Raw genomic sequence first — 26117 nt, forward strand, 5'->3', positions numbered from 1 at the left:
GGGGGCTTTTCGATGACGGAGTCTCGAAGCTGAGACAATTCCTCATGCGCACAACCACAGTCGTCCTGCTCGGCGTGGCAGCCGCGGTGCTGGTCGCGGTGCACGCAACTCCGGTCTACTGGGTTGTCTGGTCCGTGCTGGTCGTACTTGCGACTGCGCTCTGGCTCGTGCGGCGTTGACCAGGCGCCTCAACGGGGTGTTCGAGCTCGGCAAGATCATCCATTGGTTCCGGCCGTCACCGTATGCGCCTGGCCACAGCGGTTCCCGGCCTGATTCGGGGTGTTCGGTATCGACCGCATACACTGTCGGCCATGCGGATGTTCCTGGATATCCTCCTCGTTATCACCAGCGTGCTGCTGGTGCTGCTGGTGCTGCTGCACCGGGCCAAGGGCGGAGGTCTGTCCAGCCTCTTCGGTGGTGGTGTGCAGTCGAGCTTGTCGGGGTCCACTGTTGTCGAGAAGAACCTCGATCGCATCACGATCTTCCTGGGGTTGATCTGGCTGATCTCCATTCTCGGCATCGGCCTCGAAATCAAGTTCTCCTAGCCCCCAGCTCCTGAAATCGCCCGGGCACCACATCGGTGCCCGGGCGATTCGTCGTGCGCGGCAGGGTTCGTCGTGCGCGGCAGGGTCACCGCGGATGACTGCGCGGCAGGGTCACCGCGGATGACGTTGCACGGGTGACAGATTCGCGAGGGCGGCGCTGAGGGCCCGGCGGGCGTCGGCACGGCTGATGGGGGTGTCGTCGTCGAGGGCGGCCAGTTCGATGGTGAGGAAGTCGCGGATCAGGTCGGACATGCTCACCCCGCGATGGTCGGCCTCGGCGCGGATGCGCTGATCCATGGCATAGGGGAGCCGGACCGTGCGCAGCACCGTGACGGGGGTGTCGGGGCCGGGGAGGTCGGGTTCGGGGGCGTCCTCGTCGAAGGTGAGGCTGTCGAGGAAGTCGCCGGCTTCGTCGGCCGTGTGCGGGTAGCCCTTGTCCGGATAGTCAGTCATGGTCCGCCTCCCATTGTTCGAACTGGGCGAGAAGCCTTCCGGTCACCGGCCGGACGCCGACGACCTGCTGGTCCCACTGCGACAGCGGACGCACCACCACCGCCAGCGGCTGCCCCGCGCCGGTGCGGCCGATGATCATGAGAGCGGGCAGCCCACCCGTCCCGCGCACCGGTCGCGGCCAGCGCCGGCCCGGGCCGGTCAGGACCCGCATGATCTCCTCGGGTGCGATGCCGAGCCGGGCCGCGACGTCGAGGGCCCACTCGGGAATCTCATATCCCACGGCCGCATAATACGATCGTAAAACAGCTGGTCGCCACCTGTCGACCAGCCTGTCGCGGACAGCGCGGACGGGTCGGTGGCAGGAGTGTTGCCAAAGGGTGTTGCCAACTCGCATGACGCGCCGCGCCGAGATCGGCATCATGAACGAATGGACCCGGTGAAGACGGTCGCGCCGAGCCTTGCGGGGGTGCTGGACCGGAATCTGTTCTGGATGGTGTGGAACACCGTATTGGCCTGGATCCCGGTGGCTTTGGCGCTCCTGGTGTTCCGGGGCGCGCGCGATGACGAACGGCGACTACCGATTTCGCCGGTGTGGTGGGGCGGATCGGTGCTGTTGGTGCTGTTCCTGCCCAATGCGCCCTATGTGGTGACCGATCTGGTGCACCTGCGCGACGACATCCGCGCGGCCGGCAACGGCCCGGTGGTGACGACGATCCTGCCGGTCTACGGCGCGTTCATCGCCTCCGGTTTCGTCGCCTACTACCTGGTGCTGGCCGAGCTGGGCCGCTTCCTGGAGGCGCGCGGGCTGGGCGCGTGGCGCACCCCGGCGACGCTCGCGATCCATTTGCTGTGCGCGGTAGGCGTTTTCCTGGGCCGCTGGGTGCGATTGAACAGCTGGGAGCCGGTGGTGCAGCCGCGCGGCACCTTCGATCGCATGATGCTGGCGCTGAGCTGGAACTGGGCACCGGTGCTGATCGCGGCCATGTTCGTGGCAACGGCCCTGGGGCACTTCGTGACCCGGGCCGTGGTGGAGGCGGGCATCGACAGCGCCCGCCGGGGCGCCCGGCTGATCCGAACCCGGAAGTTCGCCTAGCCGAGCGCCCTTGGGGAAATCAGGCGATGCCCAGGCGCTCCTGAGCCAGCACGCGGATCGCCTTCTTGTCCGGCTTGCCGAGCCCGGTCAGCGGCAGCTCCTCGATCACCACCACGTGCTTGGGCACCTGCACCGAACCCTTGCGCTGCTTGACCGCGGCCTGGATCTCGGCGGTGACCACCTCGATCGCGGCCGGATCGGCCGCGGTGGCGGGGTCGAGGACCAGCACCGCGGTCACGGCCTCGCCCCAATGCGCGTCCGGCACACCGACCACCGCGACGGTGACCACCTTCGGGTGTTCGGAGACAACGTCTTCCACCTCGCGCGGGAACACATTGAACCCGCCGGTGACGACCATGTCCTTGGAACGCCCGACGATGAACAGGAATCCGTCCTCGTCCTGGCGGGCCAGATCGCCGGTGCGCAGCCAGCCGTTCTTGAACGTCTCGGCCGTGACCTCCGGCAGATTCAGGTAGCCGGCGGCGAGCAGCGGCCCGGAGACACAGATCTCGCCGACCTCACCCTGCGGAACCGGCTTGTCCTCGCCGTCCAGCAGCGCCACCCGGACCGCGACCGAGGGCCGCCCGCACGAGGTGAGCCGCGCCTTGTCGTGCTCGTCCTTGCCCAGGTAGCTGATCGCCATCGGCGCCTCGGACTGCCCGAAGTACTGGGCGAAGATCGGCCCGAAGCGATCGATGGCCTCCTGCAACCGATTCGGGTCGATGGCCGAGGCCCCGTAGTACACCGTCTCCAGCGAGGACAGGTCGCGGGTCTTGGAATCCGGGTGATCGAGCAGCGCGTACAGCATGGACGGCACCAGCATGGTCGCCGAGATCTTGTGTTCCTCGATGGCGCGCAGCACTTCTCCGGCATCGAAGCGCGGCAGCACCACACACTGCCCGCCCAGCAGCACGACCGGCAGGAAGAACGCCGCGCCCGCGTGCGAGAGCGGCGTGCAGATCAGGAACTTGGGACGCTTGGGCCACTCCCACTCCGAGAGCTGGATCTGCGTCATGGTGTTCATGGTCAGCGCGGTGCCGATCACGCCCTTGGGCTTGCCGGTGGTGCCGCCGGTGTAGCTGATGGAGATGACGTCGGAGGGCAGCAGCTCCACCGCCTCCACCGGACGCGGCTCGTACTTGTCGGCGGTCGCCAGCAGATCCACGCCGACATCGGCGAGCAGTTCGGGCACCGGGCCCAGCACCAGGATCTTGGTCAGTGTCGGCACCATGTCGACCAGTTCCCGTGCGCGCTGGACGAATGCGGGCACCGGATCCAGGATGAGCGTCGAAATGCCCGCGTCGGCAAGCACATACGCGTGATCGTCCAGGCCGCCGATGGGGTGCAGGGCGGTGCGCCGCGAGCCCACGATCTGGCCCGCGCCGATGGTGAACAGCACCTCGGGCCGGTTCAGCGCGAGCACGCCGACCGGGGTGCCGGTGGTGACGCCGTGCTCGGCGAAGGCGTCGATGTAGCGGCTCATGCCGTCGAGTACCTCACCGCCGGTGAGGACGTGGTCGCCGAGGGTGAGCACCGGGCGGTTGCGGTGCCGCTTCAGCCCGGCCACCAGGGCGTGGCCGTTGTGCACCGGCAGCCGCAGCAGGGTGTCGGGATCGAGTGTGGTCATGGGATTCTCAACTCCGTCCGATGGTCACGCCGTGTGGGCCGCGTACAGGGTGACGACCACCGCGCCGCCCAGGCCCAGATTGTGCGCCAGCGCGGTGCGCGCGCCGGCGACCTGCCGCTCGCCCGCGAGTCCGCGCAGCTGCCAGCTCAATTCGGTGCACTGGGCCAGGCCGGTCGCGCCGAGCGGGTGGCCCTTGGAGATCAGGCCGCCCGACGGGTTGACCACCCAGGTGCCGCCGTAGGTGGTGGCGCCGGACTCGATCAGCGCGCCCGACTCGCCTTCCCCGCACAGGCCCAGCGCCTCGTAGGTGATGAGCTCGTTGATGGAGAAGCAGTCGTGCAGCTCGATGACGTCGACGTCGGCGACGCCGATTCCGGCGCGGGAGAACACCTTCGAGGCCGCCGCCCGGGTCATGGGCGCGCCCACCACGTCGATCATGGAACCGGTGGAGAAGGAGGTGCCGTCGTCGGTGGCCAGCTCCTGGGCCAGGATCTCGATGGCCTGTCCCTCGAGGCCGTTGGCCCTGACGAACTCCTCGCTCACCACGACCGCGGCGGCCGCGCCGTCGGACATGGGCGAGCACTGCGAGCGGGTCAGCGGGCCGTGCACCGGCTTGTCGCCGAGGACCTGTTCGAGGGTGTAGGCATCCTGGAACTGCGCCAGCGGGTTCCGGGTCGAGTGCTCGTGGTTCTTGACCGCGACCGCCGCCAGCTGCTCGGGGGTGGTGCCGTAGCGCTTCATGTGCTCGATGGCGGCATTGCCGAAGAACTGGGTGGTGATCGGCGCGGCGGAGAACTCGAAGTGCTCCTTGTTCACCTTCAGGTGCGCGTCGACGGTGGTGACCTTGGGCTTGGTGGCCGGGCCGGCCATGGCCTCCTTGGTCATCTGCTCGAAGCCGACGGCCAGGGCCACATCGGTGATGCCGGCGGCCACCCACTCGCGGGCGAACATGAGCGCGGTGGAACCGGTGGCGCAGTTGTTGTTCACATTGACGATCGGGATGCCGGTCAGGCCGATGTCGTAGAGGGCGCGCTGGCCGGCGGCCGAGGGCTGGAAGACGTAGCCGACCGCGGCGCGCTGCACCTGGTCGTAGGTGACGCCCGCGTCCTTCAGCGCGCCGTTGACGGCCTCGGCGACCATCTCCGGGTAGGTCCACTCGCGGGAACCGATCTTGACGAACGGCGTCATGTTCACGCCGACGACGAAAACGCGTCGCATGGGGTTGTCCACTCCTGTTCTTCGGGAACGTAATTCGTGATGTCTAGTCGGCGCGCGGGACGCGGCCGTCGAGGTCGGTGAAGCCGTAGGCCTCGGCCAGGTCGGCGACCTTCCAGGCTTTTCCGGTGCGCGCCAGGCGATCCGGATCCGTGGCCAGCGCGACCACGGCGCGGCCGGCGAAGTGCGGGGTCTCGGCCTGGTCGAGATCGAAGGTGCCCTCGCCGGGCAGGGTGACCAGGCGGCGGCCCTGCGCGTCGGCCGGAACCATTTGCAGCAGTTCGGTGTTCACGATGCCCGGCCAGATCGAGACCGCGGTCGCGCCGGTGCCGTCGAGGTCGTGCGCCATGTCGGCGGTGAGCCGGTCCACGGCGGCCTTGCCGACGCCGTAGACCGCGTTGTGCATCTGGCGGATCGCGCCGGGGGAGGACACGCTCACGATCAGGCCCTGTGACTCGATGAGCAGCGGCGCGGCGAAAACGCTTGCCACGTAATGGGATCGGACGCCGATATCGAAGCCCTCGTCCCACGCCCTGGGCGGCACCTCCCAGAACTTGCGGCCGATCCAGCGCGCCGACGCGGGGGAGTTGTAGACATTGTTGACCAGCACGTCGAGCCGGCCCTGCTCCTCGCGGACCTGCGCGAACAGTTTCTCCACGGCCGCGTCGTCGCGGTGATCGCAGACCACCGGCACCCCGATCCCGCCCAGGGCGTCGATCTCGGCGGCGGTCCCGGCCACGGTGCCCGGCAGGTGCCCGGACGTGACGGTGCGCCCGGTGACGTACACGGTCGCCCCGGCCGCGCCCAGCTCCAGGGCGATGCCCTTGCCGATGCCGCGGCTGGCGCCGGTCACCACCGCGACCTTTCCGGCGAGAATCTTGGGTATTTCGCTCACGACCTCTGGACATTACCTTGAAATAGGAACGTGTTCTAGAAATTGGAGGCGGAGTGGAACTGACACATCGGACGATCGACACCGGGGAGGTCCGCATGCACGTCGCGGATCAGGGCGAGGGCTTCCCGGTCGTCTTCTGTCACGGGTTTCCGCACACCTGGTTCATGTGGCACCACCAGCTCGACGCCGTCGCCGCGGCCGGCTACCGTACCCTCGCCCCCGACCTGCGCGGATACGGCCGCACCGAGGCGCCCGCCGACCCGGAGGCGTACACCAATGCCGCCGTCATCGGCGACCTCATGGCCCTGCTCGACGACATCGGCGCGGAGCGGGCGGTCTTCGTCGGCCTCGACTTCGGTGCGCAGCTGGTGTGGGAGCTGAGCCTGCGCGCCCCCGAGCGGGTGGCCGCCGCCATGGTCCTGAACAACCCGTTCGCCCCGCGCCCGCCGCGCGCCCCGTCGGCCTTCTGGACGAAGGCGGCCGAACGCCACTTCCTGCACCTGTCCTACTTCCAGACCCCCGGCATCGCCGACGCCGAACTCGCCGCGGACCCGCGCGGCTTCCTGGCCCGTGTCTACTACTCGCTCTCCGGCGACTACCACTACCTCGACACCTGGAAGAACCCGCCCGGCCTCGGCTACCTCGACGTCCTCCCGCAGGCGCCCGCCCTGCCCTGGCCGTGGCTCTCAGAAGCCGAATTCGACACCCTGGTCCAGGATTTCGAGCGCACCGGCTTCACCGGCGGCCTCAACTGGTACCGCAACCTCGACCGCAACTGGGAACTCACCGCCGCCTACGCCGACGCCAAGGTCGAAGTCCCCACCTTCTTCCTCTACGGCCAGAACGACCCCGACATGGAGGGCTTCAGCGGCCGCGACCCCCTGGCCACCCTGCGCGCCAACGTCCCCGACCTCCGCGAGGTCGTCGAGGTCCCGGCCGCGGGCCACCTGGTCCAGCTCGAGCGCCCCGACGCGGTCAACACCTTCCTCACCGACGCCCTGAAGAGCCTCGGCCTCCCGGCGTAACCCGACTGGACCGGTGGCCCGGGACACCAGGCCCGGTCACCGGTCGATTCGAGGATCCTGCTGTTCGTGTGTCCAGTGAGGGGCGTACCGTCGGGCAGATATCGGGTGTTGTCGATCAGGAGGCCCGGTTCATGGCAGTTCGAGTTCACGCTTTCGGCGATGACGCGCTCGGCGAGCATGATGGGGTGGCCATCGCCGCGCTGATCCGCAGCGGTGAGTTGAGTGCGGCCGAGGTCGCCAAGGCGGCCCGGGAGCGGGTGGCGCAGGTGGATCCGGTGTTGCACGCGGTTGTGGTGGAGGCGGATCCGCCGCTGATCTCGGGGGACCGGGAGGCGCTGCTGTACGGCGTGCCGGCCTTCGTGAAGGACAACACCGATGTGGCCGGGCTGCCGACCCAGCACGGGAGTGCGGCCTGGCGGGCCCGGCCGGCGAAGGCGCACGGACCCTTCGCGAAACAGTTTCTGGGCACCGGTCTGACCGTGCTCGGGAAGAGCACCCTGCCCGAGTTCGGGTTGAACGCCACCACCGAATTCGTCGATGCCGAACCGACCCCCAATCCCTGGGACACGGGGTTCTCCTCGGGCGCCTCGTCGGGTGGTTCGGCCGCCCTCGTCGCGGCGGGTGCGGTGCCGATCGCGCACGGCAATGACGGTGGCGGTTCCATTCGGATTCCTGCCGCCTGCTGCGGGCTGGTCGGCCTGAAACCGACGCGTGGCCGTCACATCGACGGCCCGCAGGCGCGTTCCATGCCGATCAACCTGGTCTCCGAGGGCGTGCTCACCCGCACGGTCCGCGATACCGCCATCTATTTCGCGGCGGCCGAACGCTTCTGGCGCAATCCCGCGCTGCCGCCGATCGGGCTCGTCGAGGGGCCCGCCCAGCGGCGGCTGCGTATCGGCCTCCTCAGCGATCCGATCACCGGGGCAACCCTGGACCCGCAGATTCGCACGGTCCTCGAAGAGACCGTCACGCTGCTGGAGGGCCTCGGCCACGAGGTGCGGCCCATCCCTTACCCGGTGGACCGGGGCTTCGCCGAGGATTTCGCCACCTACTGGGCGATGCTGGCCTTCCTGGGCAGCCACACCGGCAAACTGAGCTTCGGCCGGTCCTTCGACCCCGCCCGCCTCGACCCCTTCACCCGCGGCCTGGCCGCCCGTTTCCGCGGCTCCGCCCTGCGCTCACCCGCTGTGCTGTACCGGCTTTCGCGCCTCCGCCGCGCCTATGCGGCCTCCTTCCGCGACGTCGAACTCGTGGTGTCCCCGGTGCTGGCGAGCCTCACACCCCGCCTGGGCTACCTGAGCCCCGGTCAGCCCTTCGACGAGGTGTTTCGCCGCCTGCTGGACTATGTCACCTACACGCCGTTCGCGAATGTGACCGGGGCCCCGGCCCTTTCGCTCCCGATGGGCGCATCCGAGTCCGGTCTCCCCATCGGGATGATGTTCTCCGCCCTCCACGGCGACGAGCGCACCCTGCTCGAACTCGGCTACGCCCTCGAATCGGCCCACCCCTTCCGCCGCATCGAGCAGTGACGAGCTAGACCGAGACCGCGCGCAGCGCCTCGGGCGTCAGATCCTTCAGCGCCGGATACCCGTCCACCGCCATGATCAGATCCGCCTCCGCGAGCAGCGTGCGCAGCACGTGCACGATGCCGTCCGCGCCGCCCAGCGCCAGCCCGTAGGCGTAGGGGCGGCCGATGCCGACCGCGGACGCGCCGAGCGCCAGCGCCTTGATGATGTCCGCGCCCGAGCGCACCCCGGAATCGAACAGCACCGGCAGCCCCTCGGCGGCGGCCACCACCTCGGGCAGCATGTCCAGCGCCGGGAGCCCGCCATTGGCCTGGCGGCCACCGTGATTGGAGCAGTAGATGCCGTCCACGCCCAGATCCCGGGCGCGACGCGCGTCCTCGGGGTGGCAGATGCCCTTCACGATCAGCGGCAGCTTGGTCAGCGAGCGCAGCCACGGCAGATCCGCCCAGGTCAGCGGATTGCCGAAGACCTGGATCCAGCGCAGGACGGCCGACTGCGGATCCTGCTCCGGCGACTGCGCCAGGCTCGCCCGGAACACCGGATCGGTGAAATAGTTGGCCAGGCAGTGCCCGCGCAGCTGCGGGAAATTACCGGTGGACAGATCGCGCGGCCGCCAGCCGGTCACCCAGGTGTCGAGGGTGACCACGATGCCCTTGAAGCCCGCCCGCTCGGCCCGCTCCACCAGGCTGGCGGCGAGATCCCGGTCGGTGGGCGTGTAGAGCTGGAAAAAGCCGGGGGTCTCACCGAATTCGGCCGCCACGTCCTCCATCGGATCCACGCTCAGCGTGGACGCCACCATGGGGACGCCGGTGCGCGCCGCGGCCCGCGCGGTCGCCAGATCACCGTGCCCGTCCTGCGCGCACAGGCCGATCACACCCACCGGCACCATGAAAACCGGTGCGGGCCAGGTGCTTCCGAACAATTCCACCGACAGGTCGCGCTGCTTGGCGCCCACGAACATGCGCGGAATCACGCCCCACCGATCGAACGCCGCCACATTGGCCCGCTGGGTGCGCTCGTCGCCCGCGCCGCCCGCCACATACGACCACACCGACGGCGGCAGCGCCGCCTGCGCCCGCTCGGCCAGCTCCGCGAAGCTCACCGGCAGCGCCGGCACCACCCCGCGCAACCCGTTGAAGTAGATCTCGTTCTGAAAATCACCGAATGCCACGACGCACTCTCCAGTTCCGTCTCTGCCGAAAGCGACACTGCGATTGTGCGAGACTGGGCATCGGGCACGGATGAATCGCAGGATACGAGCAGGAAGTGGCGGACCGTGCAGGATGACGTCAGGCAGCTGACCGAGGAGGAGCTCGCGCTCATCCACGCCCTGCAGCTGCGGCCCCGCGCGTCGTGGACCGACCTGGGGCGGGTGCTCGGCGTGGACCCGGTGACCGTGGCCCGCCGCTGGCAACGGCTCAGTGACCGCGGCGAGGCCTGGATCAGCGTCTCACCCGGCCCGGCGGTGTTCGATCTGCTGTGCGCCGCCTTCGTCGACATCGATTGCGCCGCAGGGCAGACCGACGCGGTGGTCGCCACCCTGGCCGCGCACCCGCACATGCTCACCCTGGAACGCGCGGGCGGCAGCAACCGCATTCTCGCCACCGTCGCCACCGGCGATTTCGGGCAGATGTCGCGCTACACCCTCGACGTGCTGCCCGCCGTCCCGCACATCGCGGCCGTGCGCACCCGCATCGTGACCCACTGGTTCGCCGAGGGCGGCAGCTGGCGCATCGACGCCCTCGCCCCCGGCCAGCGCGACCAGCTGCGCACCCCGCCCGCCCCGGCCGGGGCCGATCGCGGCCGCCGCGTCACCCCGCTGGACCGGGCCCTCATCGGCGCACTGGCGCGCGACGGCCGCGCCGCGCACAGCGTCCTCGCCGCCGCCCTCGATACCAGCGCCTCCACCGTCAAACGACGCATCGACGAGCTCACCCGGCTCGGACTGCTCAGCTTCCGCTGCGATTTCGCCCGCCCGCTGGGCGGCTGGCCGGTCGCGGTCACCTTCTGGGCGACCGCGCCCACCGCCGCACTGCCCGAGATCGGCTACGGGCTCATCCGGCTCCCGCAGACCCGCAACTGCGCCGCCGTCAGCGGCACTCACAATCTGGTGCTGCAGGCCGGACTGCACTCGGTCGCCGAGGTCACCCGCTTCGAAAACCAGATCGCCACACTGCATCCCGAGCTCGTCGTGACCGAACGCACCATCACCCTGCGGCACGAGAAACTGCTCGGCCGCATCCTCGACCGCCACGGCCGCTCCCGTATCGTGGTGCCACCCGATATCTGGCGGGAAACTGCACCGGCACAGGGTGATTCGCACTGAGAACCGGCAATCTCACCGGAGCCCGGCAATTCGACGCCAACTCTCGGCTGAGACGTCTCAGAAGTTCGCGTTGAGGTACTCCGCCGCATGCGTTGTCCACAGCATGCCCGTGCCCGGCATATTGTGCCCGGAATACAGCACGTGCTGCCCGTCCGGCCACGGCGTCAGATACCCGATCAGCCCCCGCACCGCCGCCTCGTACCGATTCAGGTTCGCCACCGGATTCTGCATCAGGAACTCCAGCAGCTCATGGAAGATCACCGGCGTCAGATTCCCGATCCGCGCCCCCTCGACCAGCGAGAACGGCGAAATCGCGGTATCGATGGCCCGCAGCGGCGAATCGGCGGGGGAGGCGGTGATGATATCGCCGGGATTCGCGTACTCCCGCACATCCATCCCCAGCGGCCACGCCCCCCGCTGCCCATGCAGCCCGTACGTCGTCGCCGGGCACAGATTCCCGACCGACTGCCCCGCCCGCCGCATCGGATTGGCGATATTCACCACGAACGCGATCTCCAACGGCGACCCGTCGACATTGGTGTAGATACCCGCTCGCACGCCTTGCAGAATCGTGCTCGCCACGATCCCACCCAGCGAATAACTCATCAGCCCACACAGATTCGGCGAATCCTGCAACGCCTCGACCCCCGCCGCCACCCCCAGGCGCACCGAGGTATCCAGCGACGGCCCCCACGTATCCGGATCCGGCCCGATGGACGCGGGCCAATCCGGCTCGAAGCAGCTGAACTTATCCGTATCCAGCAGTTTGGTGACATCGTGCAGCATGCCCGCGGGCGTCCCGTCGCCGTTCCGCTGCTCCCCGGTGCCGCGCAACGTGATGATGTCGATCATCGCTTCCCCTTCATACGCCGAACCTTTCGACGCCTGCGCCCGACGCTAGGCTGATCCGGCCCCGAGCTCGCGAGTAGTGAACTACCCGATTCCGAACCCGGGGCGTCGACTCACGCACGACTCGAGCCAGTGGCCAGCCCCGGAAGCCGGGTGGTGTCGTGGTCCGTGGGCCAGGTGTCTTTAGCCCATGCGGTCGTCGGCCATGGACCCTATTTGCTCGCCGGGACCCGCGATAGCGTCCTCAGATGAGAACCGGATGCCGCGCGGTACGCGAGGCAAGGCGTTCGAGGTGATCGGCGATGGGGCCACGGGAAACTCACATGTCGCAGTCGGATCTGTTCACGTGGAGCATGGAACAGGACCCGGTGCTCCGCTCGACAATCGTCACAGTGCTGCTGCTGGACACCGAGCCCGAGTGGGATCGCCTGGTGCGCATCGTCGATCGCAGCACCCGGGTGGTGCCCAAACTACGGCAGCGGCCGGTGCCGGTGCCGTTCGGGCTGGCACCGCCGCGCTGGGCCGACGACCCGCACTTCGACGTGCACTGGCACCTGCGCCGGGCGGCGCTGGTTCGGCCGGCGGATCTGGCCACCGTGCTCGAGTTCGCGGACACCGAGGCGATGACAGCCTTCGATCCGATCCGCCCGCTGTGGCGGATGACCCTGCTGAACGGCATGTCCGGCGGGGGAAGCGCGGTGGTGCTGACCCTGCATCACAGCCTCACCGACGGCATCGGCGGAATCCGCTTGGCCACGGAGATCCTCGACTTCGACCGGGCCGGCTCCGACCGCGGGGCGCTGCCCGAGATTCCGGCCGGGCCCGGCGGCGGGCTCCGCGATATCGCGACCTGGAACTGGAGCGTCGGCGTCGCGCTGGCCCGTGCGGGACTGTTCGGCGTGCCGGCTCTCGCCCGGCGCGCGCTGTCGAACCCGGTACGCGCCGTGCGCGACGGTGTGAACCTGGCGGCCTCGGTGGCCCGGTTGGTCAGCCCGGTGACCGCGACCCTGTCCCCGGTGATGACCGGGCGCGGCCTCGGCCGCCACCTTATGGTGCTGGACATCCCAGCCGATCACCTGCACCGCGCCGCCCACGCCGCCGACTGCACCATGAATGATGCCTTCCTCACCGCGGTGCTGATCGGCCTGCGTACCTATCACGGCCGTCTCGGCACCGGTGTCGACCATCTGCGCCTGACCATGCCCGTCAGCCTGCGCCGCCCCGACGACCCGCTCGGCGGTAACCGAATCACGCTGCTCCGCTTCGCACTCCCGCTCGGTATCCCCGAAACCGCCGACCTGATGCGCACCCTCGACACCGCCGTCGCCGGTGAGCGCCAGGAACCCGCCATCCCACTCTCCGGCGCGATCGCGGCTGCCCTGAACCGCCTCCCCGTCACGTTCGTCACCGGCATGCTCAAGCACATCGATTTCGTCGCCTCCGACGTGCCCGGCTCCCCGGTCCCCCTCTACTTCGCCGGCGCCCGCATAGACCGCATGTACGCCTTCGGCCCCACCATCGGCACCGCCTTCAACATCACCCTCACCACCCATGCCGGCATCTGCTGCGTAGGCATCAACACCGACACCGCTGCCGTTCCCGACCCCGCCCTGCTGACCGACTGCCTCGCAACGGGTTTCGAGACGGTCCTGCGGCTCGCCGACGTGGACGGCTCCACGGACCGCCCGCCCGCCGAACCGGCACTGTCGGAGCATGCGGACGGAACCGCCGACGTTCCCTGAGGGTGTCAGCCGACCCGGTCGTCACGACTCGACGACACGAGAAACCGGGTGGCGTTCGGTTGGCTCCACCCTGTGCAGGGCCGAGTTCAGTGGGAAAGGTCGGTGGCAGCGGTCTCGTCGAGGAGCCAGGTGGTGGATTCGGTGCCGATCGCGCCGGCGGCCGGAATGTCCAGGGGGGACGCTCCGTTCAGCGCGGCGGCCACTGCGGCGGCCTTGGCTTCGCCGGAGACGATGAGCATCACGTGACGGGACTTGCGGATGGCGGGGAGGGTCAGGGTGATGCGGACCGCGGGTGGCTTGGGCGAATGGGTTTCGGCCACAACCAGTTCGTGTTCCTCGCGGGTGGCGGCGGTGTGGGGGAACAGCGAATTGATGTGGCCCTCACCGCCCATGCCCAGCAGGTGCAGGTCGAAGGCGCCGTGTTCGGCCAGGTGGGCGTGGACGGTGGCCGAGTACTCGCCGGCGGCCTCGAGCGGGTCGGGGTAGTCGCCGCTGGAGGTCTCGGTGGGGTGGACGCGGGCCGGGTCGACCGGGACGTGGTCCAGCAGGGCCTGGCGGGCCTGGAGTTCGTTGCGTTCGGCGTCGCCGGTGGGGACGAAACGCTCGTCGCCCCAGAAGACGTCGAGTTTGGACCAGTCGATGTCGCCGGGGACCTTGCGGACCCATTCCAGCAGGGCGATACCGGTGCCGCCACCGGTCAGGACCACCGAGGCGGAGCCGCGCAGACGCTGCGCCTCCACCACCTGGGCGACGAACTTCGCGGCCGCGGCCTGGACGAGTTCGTCGGTGGTGGCGAAGGTTTCGACGGCGGGCTTACTCATAGGTCACCCTTTCGATTCCGGTGAGGGCCTCGGCGTAGATGTCGTCCGCGTCGAGGTGGCGCAGTTCCTCGGCCAGGCAGTCCTTGGTCTCGCGACGGGCCAGCGCGAAACGCTGGTCGGGTTCCCCGGTCCGGGAGAGCGTCGCGGTGCGGCCGTGCTGTGGACGCGCAATGGAGATCGACACCGTGGGCCGGTGCATTTCCACTTTGAGCTCGCCGGTGCGCCGCAATACCGGGCAGTCCAGCCGCGCGGCCAGCCAGCCCGCCAGCATGTCGAGCGCCGGCTCTTCCTGCAGGCCCGAAATCGTCACGGACTCAACGGGTTCGAACGGAGCCTCGTCCAGCGCCGCCGCCAGCAGCGCCCGCCAGTAGGTGACCCGGCTCCACGCCAGATCGGTGTCGCCGGGCGCGTAGGACTGCCCCCGGCCCTTGATGGTCTCCTGCGGATCCGAGGCGAAGGTCGCGTCGGTGATGCGGCGGGTCGCCAGGCGGCCCACCGAATCCTTGGACGGGAACTCCGGCGCGCCCCGCGGCCACCACGCCACTACGGGGGTGTCGGGCAGCAGGAACGGGATCACCACACTCGACTCGTGCGGCACCAGATCCCCTTGCAGCCGAAGCACTATCACCTCGGCCGCCCCGGCGTCACCGCCGACGCGGATCTGCGCATCCAGCCGGGTCGGAGCCATGCGGTCACCGCGCGCCAGCACTATCACCCGGCACGGGTGCTCCCGGCTGGCGTCGTTGGCGGCGTCGATGGCGTCCTCGGCCTCGGAACTGTCCAGCGTGCACACCACCAGGGTGAGCACCCGCCCCATGGTCACCACGCCATTGGATTCCCGCAGCTGCACAAGACGTTTCGACACCTCGCGGGTGTCGGTATCGGGCATGTCGATGATCACGGCCGCCGCCATTCCCGCCCGCTGCGCGCGAGCATCTCGTCGGCGGATTCCGGGCCCCAGCCGCCCGCCTCGTACGGGTCGGGCTTGCCGGTCTCGGCCCAGTGCGCGAGCGCGGGATCGAGGATGCGCCAGGACAATTCGACCTCCTCGTTGACCGGGAACAGCGACGGCACCCCGAGCAGCACGTCCAGGATCAGCCGCTCGTAGGCCTCGGGGGAGTCCTCGGTGAACGCCTCGCCGTAGCTGAAGTCCATGTTCACGTCACGCACCTCCATCGACGACCCGGGCACCTTGGACCCGAATCGCATGGTGATGCCCTCATCCGGCTGCACCCGGATGACCAGCGCGTTCTGCCCGAGCTCCTCGGTCATGGTCTGGTCGAACGGCAGGTGCGGGGCCCGCTTGAACACCACCGCGATCTCGGTGACGCGGCGGCCCAGCCGTTTTCCGGTGCGCAGATAGAACGGCACACCCGCCCAGCGGCGGGTCTCCACGGCCAGGGTGATGGCCGCGTAGGTCTCGGTGCGGGAGTTGGGGTCGAAACCTTCCTCCTGCAGCAGGCCCACCACCGGCTCACTGCCCTGCCAGCCCGCGGTGTACTGGCCGCGCGCCGTCGTCTCGTCCAGCGGCTCGACGAGTTTCGTCGCCGAGAGCACCTTGATCTTCTCGATCTGCAGCTGCTTGGGCTGGAAGCTCACCGGCTCTTCCATGGCCGTCAGCGCCAGCAGCTGCAGCAGGTGGTTCTGGATGACGTCGCGGGCCGCGCCGATGCCGTCGTAGTAGCCGGCGCGACCACCCAGGCCGATGTCCTCGGCCATGGTGATCTGCACATGGTCCACATAGTTGGCGTTCCAGATGGGATCCCACAGCTGGTTGGCGAAGCGCAGCGCCAGAATGTTCTGCACCGTCTCCTTGCCCAGGTAGTGGTCGATGCGGAACACCGAACGCTCCGGGAACACCGTGTTCACCAGGGCATTGAGCTCCTGGGCGCTCTTCAGGTCGTGCCCGAAGGGCTTCTCGATCACCACCCGTCGCCACGGATCGGGCTGTCCCGCAGGCGAATCCGAGGGCTTGGCCAGTCCGTTCTTCGACAGTTGTTCGAGCACGATCGGGAAGTCACTGGGCGGGATCGACAGGTAGAAGGCGGTATTGCCGCCCGTCCCGCGATCCCGATCCAAATCCTTGAGGGTGGTGGCCAGCTTGTGGAAGGCCGCGTCGTCCTCGAACGTGCCGCGAACGAAACGCAGACCCGCCTTCAGCTGCTGCCACACCTCCTCCCGGAAGGGAGTGCGCGCCGAGGAGGACACCGACTCGTGAACCAGGTTCGCGAAGTCCTCATCGGTCCAGTCCCGGCGTGCGAAGCCGACCAGCGAGAAGCCCGGGGGCAGCAGCCCCCGGTTCGCCAGGTCGTAGATGGCCGGCAGCACTTTGCGGCGCGACAGGTCACCGGTTGCGCCGAATATCACCACGTTGCACGGTCCAGCGATGCGCGGAACCCGGCTGTCGCGTGAATCGCGCAGCGGGTTCGGCGTCGCGACCGTCGTCGCCGCGCCTGCCACCGTCAGTTTCCTCCCGCGACCTGCAGTTTTTCGGTGGTGGCCGCGAGCAGGTCCTGCCAGGAGGCGACGAACTTGTCGACGCCCTCGGTCTCGAGAACACCGAACACGTCGTCCAGATCGATACCGGCCGCGACCAGCTGATCGAAGATCGCCTGCGCCTCGGCCGCCTTGCCGACGGCCGCGTTCGGCACGATCTCGGCGTGGTCGGCGACCGCCTCGAGGGTCTTCTCCGGGAGCGTGTTCACCGTGTAGGGGGCGACCAGGTCGGTGACGTACATGGTGTCCGGGTATTCCGGGTTCTTCACACCGGTCGACGCCCACAGCGCGCGTTGCTTGTTGCCGCCCGCCGACGCCAGCTTGGCGTAGACGTCGGTGTGCTTGCCGCCGTCGAACACATCCTGGTAGGCCGCATAGGCCAACTGCGCGTTGGCGATTCCGGCCTTGCCGCGCAACGCCAGCGCCTCCGGGGTGCCGATGGCTTCCAGCCGCTTGTCGATCTCGGTGTCCACGCGGGAGACGAAGAACGAGGCGACGGACTGGATCTTGGCGATGTCGTGCCCGGCGGTCGCGGCATTGCGCAGACCGTCGAGGTAGGCGCCCATCACGGAGATGTAGCGCTGCACCGAGAAGATCAGCGTCACGTTCACGCTGATGCCCTCGGAGATCACCCGGGTGATGGCCGGGAGGCCGGCCTCGGTGGCAGGAATCTTGATGAACAGGTTGGGCCGGTCCACGATCTTCCACAGCTCGATGGCCTGGGCCACCGTGCCATCCGTGTCGAAGGCCAGGCGCGGGTCGACCTCGATCGAAACCCGGCCGTCGACGCCGTTGCTCGCGGCGAAGACCTCGGCGAACACGTCGCAGGCGGCCCGCACATCATCGGTGGTGATGGTGCGGATGGCCGAATCCACATCGGCCCCGCGGGCGGCGAGCTCGGTGACCTGCTCGTCGTAGGCGTGGCCCTTGGAGAGCGCGCCCTGGAAAATGGTCGGGTTGGTGGTGACACCGACGACATTGCGAGAGTCGATCAGGCCCTGGAGATTTCCGGACTTGATGCGATCACGCGACAGGTCGTCCAGCCACACCGAAACCCCGGCGGCCGACAGGGCCGCGGTGTTCGCGTTCTGGGTCATGAGGACTATCCCTTCACCTTGGCAAGCGAGCGGGTGGCAGCGGCGACGACGGCATCGGCGGTGATGCCGAACTCGCGGAACAACGTCTTGTAGTCGGCCGAGGCACCGAAGTGCTCGATGGACACGTTCTCACCGGCGTCACCGGTGAATCGGTGCCATGGCATGGCGATACCGGCCTCCACCGAGACGCGGGCCCGCACCGACGGCGGCAGGACCTCATCGCGGTAGGACTGCTCCTGCGCGTCGAACCACTCCACACACGGCATGGACACCACGCGGGTGCCGACGCCCTGTGCCTCGAGCGTAGCGCGCGCCTCGACGGCGAGCTGCAGTTCCGAACCGGTGGCGATCAGGATTACCTGCGGTGCGGCGGTGGAGGATTCGGCCAGGATGTAGCCGCCCTTGCGGACGCCCTCGTAGCTGGTGCCCTCCTGGATCGGCAGGTCCTGGCGGGTCAGCGCCAGCGCGGACGGGCCGTCCTGGTGCGGCGGCTCGGAGACCAGGAAGTGCGAATGCCGTTCGGCGCTATCGCGTTCCAGGATGGTGCGCCAGGCGTAGGTGGTCTCGTTGGCGTCGCCGGGGCGGACCACGTTCAGGCCCGGGATGGCGCGCAGCGCGGCGAGGTGCTCGATCGGCTGGTGGGTCGGGCCGTCCTCGCCGAGGCCGATGGAGTCGTGGGTCCACACGTAGGTGACCGGGGTGCGCATGAGCGCGCCCAGGCGCACGGCCGGGCGCATGTAATCGGAGAACACCAGGAAGGTGCCACCGTACGGACGGGTCGGTCCGTGCAGCGCGATGCCGTTCAGGATCGAACCCATCGCGTGCTCACGCACACCGAAGTGCAGGGTGCGGCCGTACGGGTTGGCCTTCCACGCACCGGTGGAGATGGACTCCGGGCCGAACGACGGCACACCCGGCATGGTGGTGTTGTTGGACTCGGCCAGGTCGGCCGAACCGCCCCACAGCTCCGGCAGCACCGGCGCCAGCGCGGCGAGCACCTTGCCGGAAGCCTTGCGGGTGGCCATGCCCTTCGGGTCCGCCTCGTAGGTCGGCAGGGTCTCGGCCCAGCCCTCGGGCAGACGACGCTCCTGCAGGCGGTCGAACAGTGCCTTGTTCTCCGGGTTGGCGACGGCCCAGGCGTCGAACTGCTCCTGCCAGACGGCACGCACGGCCTTGGCGCGGTCGGCGACATTGCCGCGCGAGTGCGCGATGACCGCGCCGTCCACATCGAAGCTCTTCTCCGGGTCGAAGCCCAGGATCTTCTTGGTGGCCGCGACCTCGTCGGCGCCCAGCGCGGCGCCGTGCGCGGAGCCGGTGTTCATCTTGTTCGGGGCCGGGTAGCCGATGATCGTGCGCAGCAGGATGATCGACGGCTTGTCGGTCACGGCCTGCGCCGCGGCGACGGCCGCCTCGATGCCGATCACGTCCTCGCCGCCCTCGACGGTCTGCACGTGCCAGCCGTAGGCGCGGTAGCGCGCGGCGGTGTCCTCGGTGAAGGCGATGCGGGTGTCGTCCTCGATGGAGATCTTGTTGTCGTCGTAGAAGACGATCAGGTTGCCCAGCTGCTGGGTGCCCGCCAGCGAGGACGCCTCGGAGGTGACGCCCTCCTCCATGTCACCGTCGGAGGCCACCACGTAGATGAAGTGGTCGAACGGCGACTTGCCCTGTGCCGCTTCGGGATCGAACAGCCCGCGCTCGCGCCGCGCCGCCATCGCCATGCCGACCGCCGACGCCAGGCCCTGTCCCAGCGGGCCGGTGGTGATCTCGACGTGGTCGGTGTGGCGGTACTCCGGGTGACCCGGGGTCAGCGAACCCCACTTGCGCAGGTGCTCGAGATCGGTCAGCTCGAGACCCATGCCCGCCAGGTACAGCTGGATGTACAGGGTGAGGCTGGAGTGACCGCAGGAGAGCACGAAACGGTCGCGGCCCGCCCAGGCCGGATCACTCGGATCCAGCCGCATCACACGCTGGAACAGCGTGTAGGCCAGCGGGGCCAGGCTCATCGCGGTGCCCGGATGGCCGTTGCCGGTGTTCTGGACCGCATCGGCGGCGAGGACCCGTGCCGTATCGACGGCTCTGGTATCCAGATCGGTCCAGTCGGTGGGGTGGTTCGGCTGAGTGAGCGCGCGGATGTCGTCTGTGACTGACACGACCGAGGTTCTCCTGACCTTCTCGTCAACGATGCGGTTGTGGGCGGCGGGGGATTCGCTGCGTTCGATCCGGGTGCGACGCGGCCGCACCGATCTACAACCACCCTAAAGGGCGGCGTTTCGTGGTCATACGGGAACCCGCAATCACTGCCCGCCGCGTCTCTGGTTCGTGGCGTTTCCCGGACCTGTTCGTGACTACCCGGTGTACGCATCGCGAACCGGTCTCGGGCCGCGCCGGGGTGGACCTGGTCGGGAGCATGGTCGCCGTGGGTCTACCATGCTCTGTAGTAGTGGCCGCGCCGCACTGGGCTGTGTCTGGAGATCGGCAGAGCGCGCTGCTAGTTCCAGACCGGATCGGATAATGCACGGCGTGCGAGGAGAAACAGTGGGGATTGGGCAACAGCCGGGTGGCGCTCACGGCTCCTCCGGGGCGGTGCTCGCCGACCGTGTCACGGGCAGCGGCCCGCTGTCGGCGGCGGCCAGGCGGGTGCTCGCCTACATCGCGCTGACCAAGCCCCGGGTCATCGAATTGCTGCTCGTCGCAACGATTCCCACCATGCTGCTGGCCGACCGCGGCCACGTCGACATCCGGCTCATCCTGGTCACCCTGTTCGGCGGCTGGATGGGCGCCGCCAGCGCCAACACCCTCAACTGCGTCGCCGACGCCGACATCGACAAGGTGATGAAGCGGACCTCCAAGCGTCCGCTGGCCCGCGAGGCCGTGCCCACCCGCAATGCCTTCGTCTTCGGCGTCACCCTCGGCCTGGCCTCCTTCGCCTGGCTGTGGTGGCAGGCCAATCTGCTCTCGGGCGCTCTGGTCGTGGCGACCATCCTGTTCTACGTCTTCGTCTACACCCTCGGCCTCAAGCGCCGGACCTCGCAGAACGTGGTGTGGGGCGGGGCCGCCGGCTGCATGCCCGCCCTGGTCGGCTGGTCCGCGGCGACCGGAAACATCGGCTGGCCCGCCATCGTGCTGTTCCTGGTGATCTTCTTCTGGACGCCGCCGCACACCTGGGCGCTCGCCATGCGGTACAAGGAGGACTACAAGGCCGCGGGCGTGCCGATGCTCCCGGTCGTCGCCACCGAGCAGACGGTCACCAAGCAGATCGTCATCTACACCTGGCTGACCGTCCTGGCCACCTTCGCCCTGGTCCCCGCCGCCGGTGTGATCTACGCTGCCGTCGCGCTGGTGGCCGGCGCCTGGTTCCTGCTCATGGCCCACCAGCTGTACTCCGGTGTGCGCAAGGGCGAATCGGTCAAGCCCCTGCGCCTGTTCCTGCAGTCCAACAACTATCTGGCGGTTGTGTTCTGCGGCCTGGCCGTCGACTCGGTGCTCGGCTGGCACACCATCGGCCACACCCTCTTCGGCTGATCCCGACGCGCGTGTCGATTCGGCTCCCGGCCGTTCGATGACAGGGTAGGGGCGGAACCGCCGCCCACTCACCCGAGAGGACCGCGTCATGCCGAAACTTCGCGTCCACAATTTCGCCGTCTCCCTGGACGGTTTCGCCGCCGGACCCGAGCAGGGCCCCGACGCCCCGCTGGGGATCGACGGAGCACGCCTGCACGACTGGGTCTTCCGGACCCGATACGGCCGCGAGATGATCGGCGAGAGCGGCGGCGACCTCGGCGCGGACAACGATCTCCTCGCCGCGGGAGACCACGGTATCGGGGCCACCATCATGGGCCGCAATATGTTCGGCCCGATCCGCGGTGACTGGCCCGACCACTCCTGGACCGGCTGGTGGGGCGACAACCCGCCGTATCACCACGACACCTTCGTCATGACCCATCACCCCCGCCCTGCGCTTCCGATGCAGGGCGGCACCACCTTCCACTTCGTCTCCGACACCCCCGAAGCCGTCCTGAAGCAGGCTTGCGAGGCGGCCGGAGGTCAGGATGTCCGCCTGGGCGGTGGCGCGGGCACCATCCGCCAGTTCCTGGCAGCGGGCCTGATCGACGAGCTGCACGTGGTGCAGGTCCCGATCCTGCTCGGGTCCGGCGAACGGCTGTTCCAGGATCTCGGCACCCTGCCCGGCTACCGCCTGTCGGACCTGATCAGCACCAGGGCCGTCACCCACCTCTGGTTCACCAGGCAATAGGCCCGGGCGCGCAGGAGCTGTTCGCGCACCGGCTCATTCACTTCCGGTGCCGGGGCGGGGGAGTGGACCGCGCAGGATCGCCGCCGCCTCGGTGCCGACGGCTCGTCGCAGTTGCTCGGTCGGCATGTCGTCGAGTCCGGCGGCATTGCGCAGGAACGGTTCGAACAGCTGCCAGCCGAGCATGAACGCGGCCACATTCGCGACGGCCATGGCGGCGTCCCGGTCGTCGGCGTGCTGCGTCCGAGCCTGATCGATCAGGGATTCGATGACCGGGAACCGGCTCTGCATCTGCCCGACCGGGTAGCCGTCGAGGATCGCACGGGCCAGCACACTCCAGTGCCGGCGCAGGCGCGGGTCGTCCGCTGAGAGCGCGCCCGCCGCGGCGAGTGCCGCGGTTTCGGTGGCCAGGTGATCGAGCACGGCCGTCACCACCTTGTCCTTGGCCCCGAGGTGGCGGAAGACCAATCCGTGGTTGACCCCGGCCCGGTCGGCGATATCGCGGATGGAGGTCGCGGCCGGGCCGCGCTCGGCGAACAGGTCGGCGGCGTGGGTGAGCACGGCCGAGACGACGGCGTCGCGTCCGAGCGGACCGCCTTCGTCCGGCGAAGTCCTTGCGGCAGGTGTAGTCATGCGACTACAGTAGCGCACATCAGGTGTAGTCAATTGACTACAGTTCATTCGATCAGCGAAGGAAGACCGTCATGACTGTGATCGCCGACAAAGACCCCGCCGCCGATATCGCACCCCGAACCGTTCAGCTCCCTGGATATCCGGTGTGGTCGGGCCCGTTCACCCACCTCGCCGCCGAACGCGACCGGCTGGCCGGGCTGCGCTGGCAGAGTTTCGACGCCCGCCCGGTGGGCGCCACGCTGGGCGCCGAGATCTCCGGCGTCGATCTGACCCGCGAGCAACCGGACGCGGTGATCGCCGAGGTGCGGCGGGCGCTGCACGAGTACAAGGTGCTGTTCTTCCGCGACCAGCCGCTCACCCCGCAGCAGCACGTGGCCTTCGCGCGCCGCTTCGGCGAGCTCGAGGTCCACCCCTTCATCCCCTCCAACACCGACTGCCCCGAGCTGGTCCGGTTCGAGAAGAGCGCTCAGGTCAGCGGATTCGAGAATGCCTGGCATCACGACGTCACCTGGCGCGAGCAGCCCTCGATGGGCGCTGTCCTGCACGCGATCTCGGTTCCCGCGATCGGCGGCGACACCCTGTTCGCCGACATGTACGCCGCCTACGACGCACTCGACGCCGAGACCCGCGCACGCATCGAAACCCTCGACGCCGTCCATGATTTCACTCGCGCCTTCGGCCACACGCTCAACGACGAACAGCGGGAGAAGATGCGTGCGGAGCATCCGGCGGTCCGCCACCCCGTGGTCTGCACGCACGCGGTCACCGGTCGCAAACACCTCTACGTCAACCGCGTTTTCGCCGACCACATCCACGGCCTCGACCTCGACGAGAGCCGCGCCCTCATCGATCGCCTGTGCCGCACCGCCGACGCCCCCGAACACCAGGTCCGCCTGCACTGGGAGCCCCACACGGTCGCCTTCTGGGACAACCGTGCCGTCCAGCACTATGCCGCCAGCGACTACTGGCCGCAGGTGCGGATCATGGAGCGCGCCTCCATCATCGGCCCGCGCCCCGGCCGCTGACCCCCGAGGTCGCCCGCCGACCGGGGCGACGGGCGACCGCACGGATGGCTTTCCAGGCAACTCGCTGGGCATGTAACCGTTAGCAGCCCTTCGCTTTTCGAGTCGATCATCCCACCCGGTCCCGGACATCGGGGGTCGCCCGAAGACCGGTCGCAGCTCTGCGGAGACAGGCACGCCCGAGGGGGTGGCCGGTGCCGGTGTGGCGAGTTGAGCGGCGGATAATCGATTGATCCGATTCGGAATTCGCTGGAACACTGACATGGCTCGACTCCTGGAACGTCGGCTTCACCGAATTACGAGGGAGGGTTCGGCATGTCTCGGCCGGTTCGAATTCTGGTGTGTGGCGGCGGGATCGCGGGGAACGCGGTCGCGTTGCAGTTGTTACGGGGCGGGACGGCCGTCACCGTCGTGGAGCGGGCGCCGGTCCCGCGGCCGGGTGGGCAGGCCGTCGACCTGCGCGGGCCCAGCCGCAAGGTGGCCGAGCGGATGGGGCTGATGCCCGGGATCCGCAAGCGGCAGCTCGACGAGCGGGGGATGGTGTTCGTCGACGAGGCGGGCCAGCAGCGGTCCCGGATGCCGGCGGAGATGTTCGGCGGCGAGGGGCTCGTCGCCGATATCGAGATCGCCCGCGGCGAGCTCAATCAGGTGCTGCTCGACGAGATCGCCGGTCGGCCTGCGGAATCCGGGGTACTCGACTATCGGTACGGGGAATGGGTCGAGGAGCTGGAGCAGGACGGCGACGGGGTGAAGGTCCGGTTCGCCTCCGGCGCGACGGACGAGTTCGATGTGGTGATCGGCGCGGACGGACTGCATTCGGCCCTGCGGGAACGGGTGTTCGGCCCGGAGGAGCGGTACTCCGAGTACCTCGGGGCCTACATCGCCTTCTTCACTATTCCGACGCCGCCGGGCACCGGTCTGGAAACCGGTTGGGTCGGGGTGCTGCCCGTGCCGGGCAGCATGGTCGCACTGCGACCCGATCCGGATCCGGCGACCTCGATGGCCATCTTCTCGACCCGGGTACCCGCCGATCCTGCCCTGCGCGGAGATATCACGGTGCAGCAGCACCTGATTCGCGAACGGCTGACCGGCTACGGCTGGGTGATTCCGGCGATTCTGGACGCCATGCCCGCGGCGCCCGACTTCTACTTCGACGAGGTGACCCGGGTCCGGATGCCGCGCTGGTCGCAGGGTCGGGTGGTGCTGCTCGGCGACGCGGCGTACTGCGGATCGCCGATGACCGGTATGGGCACCGCGCTCGCGCTGATCGGCGCGTACCTGCTCGCGGGTGAACTCCTGAGCGCGCCTGCGGATTTCGAGCGGGCCTTCGATCGATACGAGCAGATTCTGCGGCCACTGGTGACCGAGGTGCAGAAGGGCACCGAGAAATCGGTGCGGCTCCGCCATCCCGAAACCCGCCGCGGCGTCGCGATCATGCAGATCCTGATGCGGGTGCTGGTGTCGCGACCGTTGCACCCGGCGCGCGCCCTGCTCACCCACCTGATCGGCAAGCAGGGCGAATATCCGCTACCGGACTATGCCTGAGCCCCTCAGCTCTCGTCGAGGACCTCGCGCAGTCGGTCGGCGAAGGCCTCCGGCTGCCCCGGGTAGCCGCCGTCGGTACCGGTGAATCCGCCGTGGTGACTGGGGAACACGACCGGGCTGCTGCCCAGGATGGCCGCGGTGGCCTCGGCGGTGCGGCCGGTGAAGACGCCCTTGGACTCCTCGCCCACGGCGATCAGCACCCGTGTGCTCGCCGCCTGCAGCGCCGCGACATCGGGGGCATAGTCGGTCACCGCCCAGGATGCCTCCGACAGCAGCGGGTCGTCGCGGGTGCCGTCGTCGATGGTGGGCATGCCGAACATGGCCGGATCGGCCGGCGGCTGGGCGAAGTAGGCGTCGGTGAGCTCGCCCTGCCACGAGGTCCAGGCGATGAACGCCGCCATGCCCGCGAAGGATCCCTTGGCCTGGTACGCGTCGCGGACCGCGGCGCGGGCGCGCTCCGCGGCCGCCGCGTCGGGCAGCACCGGAATCATCGGCGGCTCGTGCGCCACCAGTGTGGCCACATCGTCCGGATGCGCGGTGACCAGGGCCAGCGCGGTGACCGCACCGCCACTGCTGGCGAACAGGTCCACCGGGCCCACACCGAGCGCGGTGATCAGCGCGTGCACATCCTCGGCCTGGACGGTCGGCGAATTGTCGGTGCGCCCGTCCTTGCGGACGCTGCGGCCGAGCCCGCGCGGATCGTAGGTGATCACGGTCCGCTCCGGAAAATACGAAGCCAGCGTGGCGAATCCGTCGGCGGTCATGGGCTGGCCGATCATCATGAGCGGACGGTGCGCGCTCGCGGACGGCGCGGGTCCCAGTAGGTCGTAGGCGAGATCGGCTTCGGGTGTTTCGAGGATGTGTTCTGTCATATCGGTAGGGACGGTACCGCGCGGCGGAATTCATCGGTGGCTCCGCGGTGGTGTGTCACGATGGCGGAGTACAGCCGGGCCGACGA

At 69.0% G+C, this 26117-nt stretch carries 25 protein-coding genes; 11 read left to right on the forward strand and 14 right to left on the reverse strand.

The genetic code is table 11. The features are described 5' to 3' along the window. The first annotated feature begins 44 nt into the window (after positions 1–44). Positions 45–179, forward strand: a complete 135-nt coding sequence (locus tag ACFXHE_RS26620; RefSeq protein ID WP_379387178.1) for a hypothetical protein — start codon at positions 45–47, stop codon at positions 177–179. Between the two features lie 132 nt (positions 180–311). After that, positions 312–545, forward strand: a complete 234-nt coding sequence (gene secG / locus ACFXHE_RS26625; protein WP_040858416.1) for a preprotein translocase subunit SecG — start codon at positions 312–314, stop codon at positions 543–545. A 111-nt stretch (positions 546–656) separates the two neighbouring features. On the opposite strand, the gene ACFXHE_RS26630 is transcribed toward secG, so the two are convergent. Together ACFXHE_RS26630 and ACFXHE_RS26635 are read right to left on the reverse strand one after the other, a co-directional pair. Further along, a complete protein-coding gene (locus tag ACFXHE_RS26630) occupies positions 657–998 on the reverse strand; it encodes a hypothetical protein (protein ID WP_379387179.1) in 342 nt (113 codons plus the stop codon). Next, the gene (locus ACFXHE_RS26635) at positions 991–1278 is read right to left on the reverse strand and encodes a hypothetical protein (RefSeq protein ID WP_354846545.1); all 288 of its coding nucleotides are present in this window, start codon (positions 1276–1278) and stop codon (positions 991–993) included. The genes ACFXHE_RS26630 and ACFXHE_RS26635 overlap by 8 nt, the downstream gene beginning before the upstream one ends. 147 nt (positions 1279–1425) lie before the next feature. Between ACFXHE_RS26635 and ACFXHE_RS26640 the strand changes: the two genes are divergently transcribed. Further along, positions 1426–2091: a DUF1361 domain-containing protein gene (locus tag ACFXHE_RS26640; RefSeq protein ID WP_379387180.1), complete on the forward strand. Its 666-nt coding sequence runs from the start codon at positions 1426–1428 to the stop codon at positions 2089–2091. A 19-nt stretch (positions 2092–2110) separates the two neighbouring features. On the opposite strand, the gene fadD8 is transcribed toward ACFXHE_RS26640, so the two are convergent. From fadD8 to ACFXHE_RS26655, 3 genes are read right to left on the reverse strand one after another with little or no spacing between them, the layout of a single operon-like run. Next, a complete protein-coding gene (fadD8, locus tag ACFXHE_RS26645) occupies positions 2111–3718 on the reverse strand; it encodes a fatty-acid--CoA ligase FadD8 (protein WP_379387181.1) in 1608 nt (535 codons plus the stop codon). 24 nt (positions 3719–3742) lie between these two features. After that, entirely contained in the window at positions 3743–4936 is a 1194-nt protein-coding gene (locus tag ACFXHE_RS26650) for a Nonspecific lipid-transfer protein (RefSeq protein WP_379387182.1), read from the reverse strand. A 43-nt stretch (positions 4937–4979) separates the two neighbouring features. Next, a complete protein-coding gene (locus ACFXHE_RS26655; protein ID WP_379387183.1) occupies positions 4980–5828 on the reverse strand; it encodes an SDR family NAD(P)-dependent oxidoreductase in 849 nt (282 codons plus the stop codon). A gap of 53 nt (positions 5829–5881) precedes the next feature. On the opposite strand from ACFXHE_RS26655, the gene ACFXHE_RS26660 reads away from it, so the two are divergent. Beyond that, on the forward strand, positions 5882–6853 hold the full coding sequence (locus tag ACFXHE_RS26660) for an alpha/beta fold hydrolase (RefSeq protein WP_379387184.1): 972 nt from the start codon (positions 5882–5884) through the stop codon (positions 6851–6853). A gap of 131 nt (positions 6854–6984) precedes the next feature. Then, the gene (locus ACFXHE_RS26665; protein ID WP_379387185.1) at positions 6985–8382 is read left to right on the forward strand and encodes an amidase; all 1398 of its coding nucleotides are present in this window, start codon (positions 6985–6987) and stop codon (positions 8380–8382) included. A 4-nt stretch (positions 8383–8386) separates the two neighbouring features. On the opposite strand, the gene ACFXHE_RS26670 is transcribed toward ACFXHE_RS26665, so the two are convergent. Next, the gene (locus tag ACFXHE_RS26670) at positions 8387–9550 is read right to left on the reverse strand and encodes a lactate 2-monooxygenase (RefSeq protein WP_379387186.1); all 1164 of its coding nucleotides are present in this window, start codon (positions 9548–9550) and stop codon (positions 8387–8389) included. Between the two features lie 105 nt (positions 9551–9655). Here ACFXHE_RS26670 and ACFXHE_RS26675 point away from each other — a divergent pair, with 105 nt between their 5' ends. Continuing rightward, a complete protein-coding gene (locus tag ACFXHE_RS26675; RefSeq protein WP_379387187.1) occupies positions 9656–10705 on the forward strand; it encodes an Lrp/AsnC family transcriptional regulator in 1050 nt (349 codons plus the stop codon). Positions 10706–10762: 57 nt separating this feature from the next. Here the strand turns inward: ACFXHE_RS26675 and ACFXHE_RS26680 are convergent, their stop codons facing one another. After that, positions 10763–11557 (reverse strand): hypothetical protein, encoded by a 795-nt coding sequence (locus ACFXHE_RS26680; protein ID WP_379387188.1) that lies wholly within the window; start codon positions 11555–11557, stop codon positions 10763–10765. A 320-nt stretch (positions 11558–11877) separates the two neighbouring features. Here ACFXHE_RS26680 and ACFXHE_RS26685 point away from each other — a divergent pair, with 320 nt between their 5' ends. Further along, positions 11878–13296, forward strand: coding sequence for a wax ester/triacylglycerol synthase domain-containing protein (locus ACFXHE_RS26685; protein ID WP_379387189.1), 1419 nt, complete (start codon positions 11878–11880; stop codon positions 13294–13296). An 86-nt stretch (positions 13297–13382) separates the two neighbouring features. Here ACFXHE_RS26685 and pgl read toward each other — a convergent pair whose 3' ends face one another. The 5 genes from pgl to tkt are packed head-to-tail and all read right to left on the reverse strand — an operon-like array spanning position 13383 to position 19860. Next, a complete protein-coding gene (gene pgl, locus ACFXHE_RS26690; protein ID WP_379387190.1) occupies positions 13383–14117 on the reverse strand; it encodes a 6-phosphogluconolactonase in 735 nt (244 codons plus the stop codon). Further along, positions 14110–15018, reverse strand: a complete 909-nt coding sequence (gene opcA / locus ACFXHE_RS26695) for a glucose-6-phosphate dehydrogenase assembly protein OpcA (RefSeq protein WP_379387191.1) — start codon at positions 15016–15018, stop codon at positions 14110–14112. The genes pgl and opcA overlap by 8 nt, the downstream gene beginning before the upstream one ends. After that, the gene (zwf, locus tag ACFXHE_RS26700) at positions 15015–16577 is read right to left on the reverse strand and encodes a glucose-6-phosphate dehydrogenase (RefSeq protein ID WP_379387192.1); all 1563 of its coding nucleotides are present in this window, start codon (positions 16575–16577) and stop codon (positions 15015–15017) included. The genes opcA and zwf overlap by 4 nt, the downstream gene beginning before the upstream one ends. A 2-nt stretch (positions 16578–16579) precedes the next feature. Continuing rightward, complete coding sequence (gene tal / locus ACFXHE_RS26705; RefSeq protein ID WP_379387193.1) at positions 16580–17710, reverse strand: transaldolase; 1131 nt, start codon at positions 17708–17710, stop codon at positions 16580–16582. Positions 17711–17715: 5 nt separating this feature from the next. Further along, a complete protein-coding gene (gene tkt, locus ACFXHE_RS26710) occupies positions 17716–19860 on the reverse strand; it encodes a transketolase (RefSeq protein ID WP_379387194.1) in 2145 nt (714 codons plus the stop codon). A 385-nt stretch (positions 19861–20245) separates the two neighbouring features. Between tkt and ACFXHE_RS26715 the strand changes: the two genes are divergently transcribed. Both ACFXHE_RS26715 and ACFXHE_RS26720 read left to right on the forward strand, forming a co-directional pair. Beyond that, positions 20246–21232, forward strand: a complete 987-nt coding sequence (locus ACFXHE_RS26715) for a heme o synthase (protein WP_379387195.1) — start codon at positions 20246–20248, stop codon at positions 21230–21232. Between the two features lie 88 nt (positions 21233–21320). Beyond that, positions 21321–21962 carry a dihydrofolate reductase family protein gene (locus tag ACFXHE_RS26720; RefSeq protein ID WP_379387196.1) on the forward strand — a complete coding sequence of 214 codons (642 nt, stop codon included), beginning with the start codon at positions 21321–21323 and terminating at the stop codon, positions 21960–21962. A gap of 33 nt (positions 21963–21995) precedes the next feature. Here ACFXHE_RS26720 and ACFXHE_RS26725 read toward each other — a convergent pair whose 3' ends face one another. After that, positions 21996–22592 (reverse strand): helix-turn-helix domain-containing protein, encoded by a 597-nt coding sequence (locus ACFXHE_RS26725; protein WP_379387197.1) that lies wholly within the window; start codon positions 22590–22592, stop codon positions 21996–21998. A 71-nt stretch (positions 22593–22663) separates the two neighbouring features. On the opposite strand from ACFXHE_RS26725, the gene ACFXHE_RS26730 reads away from it, so the two are divergent. Together ACFXHE_RS26730 and ACFXHE_RS26735 are read left to right on the forward strand one after the other, a co-directional pair. Continuing rightward, positions 22664–23617: a TauD/TfdA dioxygenase family protein gene (locus ACFXHE_RS26730; protein ID WP_379387198.1), complete on the forward strand. Its 954-nt coding sequence runs from the start codon at positions 22664–22666 to the stop codon at positions 23615–23617. Positions 23618–23929: 312 nt separating this feature from the next. Further along, positions 23930–25159, forward strand: coding sequence for an FAD-dependent monooxygenase (locus tag ACFXHE_RS26735; RefSeq protein ID WP_379387199.1), 1230 nt, complete (start codon positions 23930–23932; stop codon positions 25157–25159). Between the two features lie 5 nt (positions 25160–25164). On the opposite strand, the gene ACFXHE_RS26740 is transcribed toward ACFXHE_RS26735, so the two are convergent. Next, positions 25165–26031 (reverse strand): alpha/beta fold hydrolase, encoded by an 867-nt coding sequence (locus tag ACFXHE_RS26740; RefSeq protein WP_379387200.1) that lies wholly within the window; start codon positions 26029–26031, stop codon positions 25165–25167. Positions 26032–26117: the final 86 nt, after the last annotated feature.

The sequence above is a fragment of the Nocardia sp. NPDC059229 genome, from assembly GCF_042754165.1.
In the GTDB taxonomy this organism is placed as follows: Bacteria; Actinomycetota; Actinomycetes; order Mycobacteriales; family Mycobacteriaceae; genus Nocardia.

Bases quoted from the DNA above. Each gene is read 5' to 3' on its own strand.
- ACFXHE_RS26685 (WP_379387189.1), top strand. From the start codon at position 11,878: ATGTCGCAGTCGGATCTGTTCACGTGGAGCATGGAACAGGACCCGGTG.
- ACFXHE_RS26665 (WP_379387185.1), top strand. From the start codon at position 6,985: ATGGCAGTTCGAGTTCACGCTTTCGGCGATGACGCGCTCGGCGAGCAT.
- secG (WP_040858416.1), top strand. From the start codon at position 312: ATGCGGATGTTCCTGGATATCCTCCTCGTTATCACCAGCGTGCTGCTG.
- ACFXHE_RS26735 (WP_379387199.1), top strand. From the start codon at position 23,930: ATGTCTCGGCCGGTTCGAATTCTGGTGTGTGGCGGCGGGATCGCGGGG.
- ACFXHE_RS26740 (WP_379387200.1), bottom strand. From the start codon at position 26,031: ATGACAGAACACATCCTCGAAACACCCGAAGCCGATCTCGCCTACGAC.
- ACFXHE_RS26725 (WP_379387197.1), bottom strand. From the start codon at position 22,592: ATGACTACACCTGCCGCAAGGACTTCGCCGGACGAAGGCGGTCCGCTC.
- ACFXHE_RS26650 (WP_379387182.1), bottom strand. From the start codon at position 4,936: ATGCGACGCGTTTTCGTCGTCGGCGTGAACATGACGCCGTTCGTCAAG.
- pgl (WP_379387190.1), bottom strand. From the start codon at position 14,117: ATGAGTAAGCCCGCCGTCGAAACCTTCGCCACCACCGACGAACTCGTC.
- ACFXHE_RS26620 (WP_379387178.1), top strand. From the start codon at position 45: ATGCGCACAACCACAGTCGTCCTGCTCGGCGTGGCAGCCGCGGTGCTG.
- ACFXHE_RS26730 (WP_379387198.1), top strand. From the start codon at position 22,664: ATGACTGTGATCGCCGACAAAGACCCCGCCGCCGATATCGCACCCCGA.
- ACFXHE_RS26640 (WP_379387180.1), top strand. From the start codon at position 1,426: ATGGACCCGGTGAAGACGGTCGCGCCGAGCCTTGCGGGGGTGCTGGAC.
- fadD8 (WP_379387181.1), bottom strand. From the start codon at position 3,718: ATGACCACACTCGATCCCGACACCCTGCTGCGGCTGCCGGTGCACAAC.
- tal (WP_379387193.1), bottom strand. From the start codon at position 17,710: ATGACCCAGAACGCGAACACCGCGGCCCTGTCGGCCGCCGGGGTTTCG.
- ACFXHE_RS26630 (WP_379387179.1), bottom strand. From the start codon at position 998: ATGACTGACTATCCGGACAAGGGCTACCCGCACACGGCCGACGAAGCC.
- ACFXHE_RS26720 (WP_379387196.1), top strand. From the start codon at position 21,321: ATGCCGAAACTTCGCGTCCACAATTTCGCCGTCTCCCTGGACGGTTTC.
- ACFXHE_RS26680 (WP_379387188.1), bottom strand. From the start codon at position 11,557: ATGATCGACATCATCACGTTGCGCGGCACCGGGGAGCAGCGGAACGGC.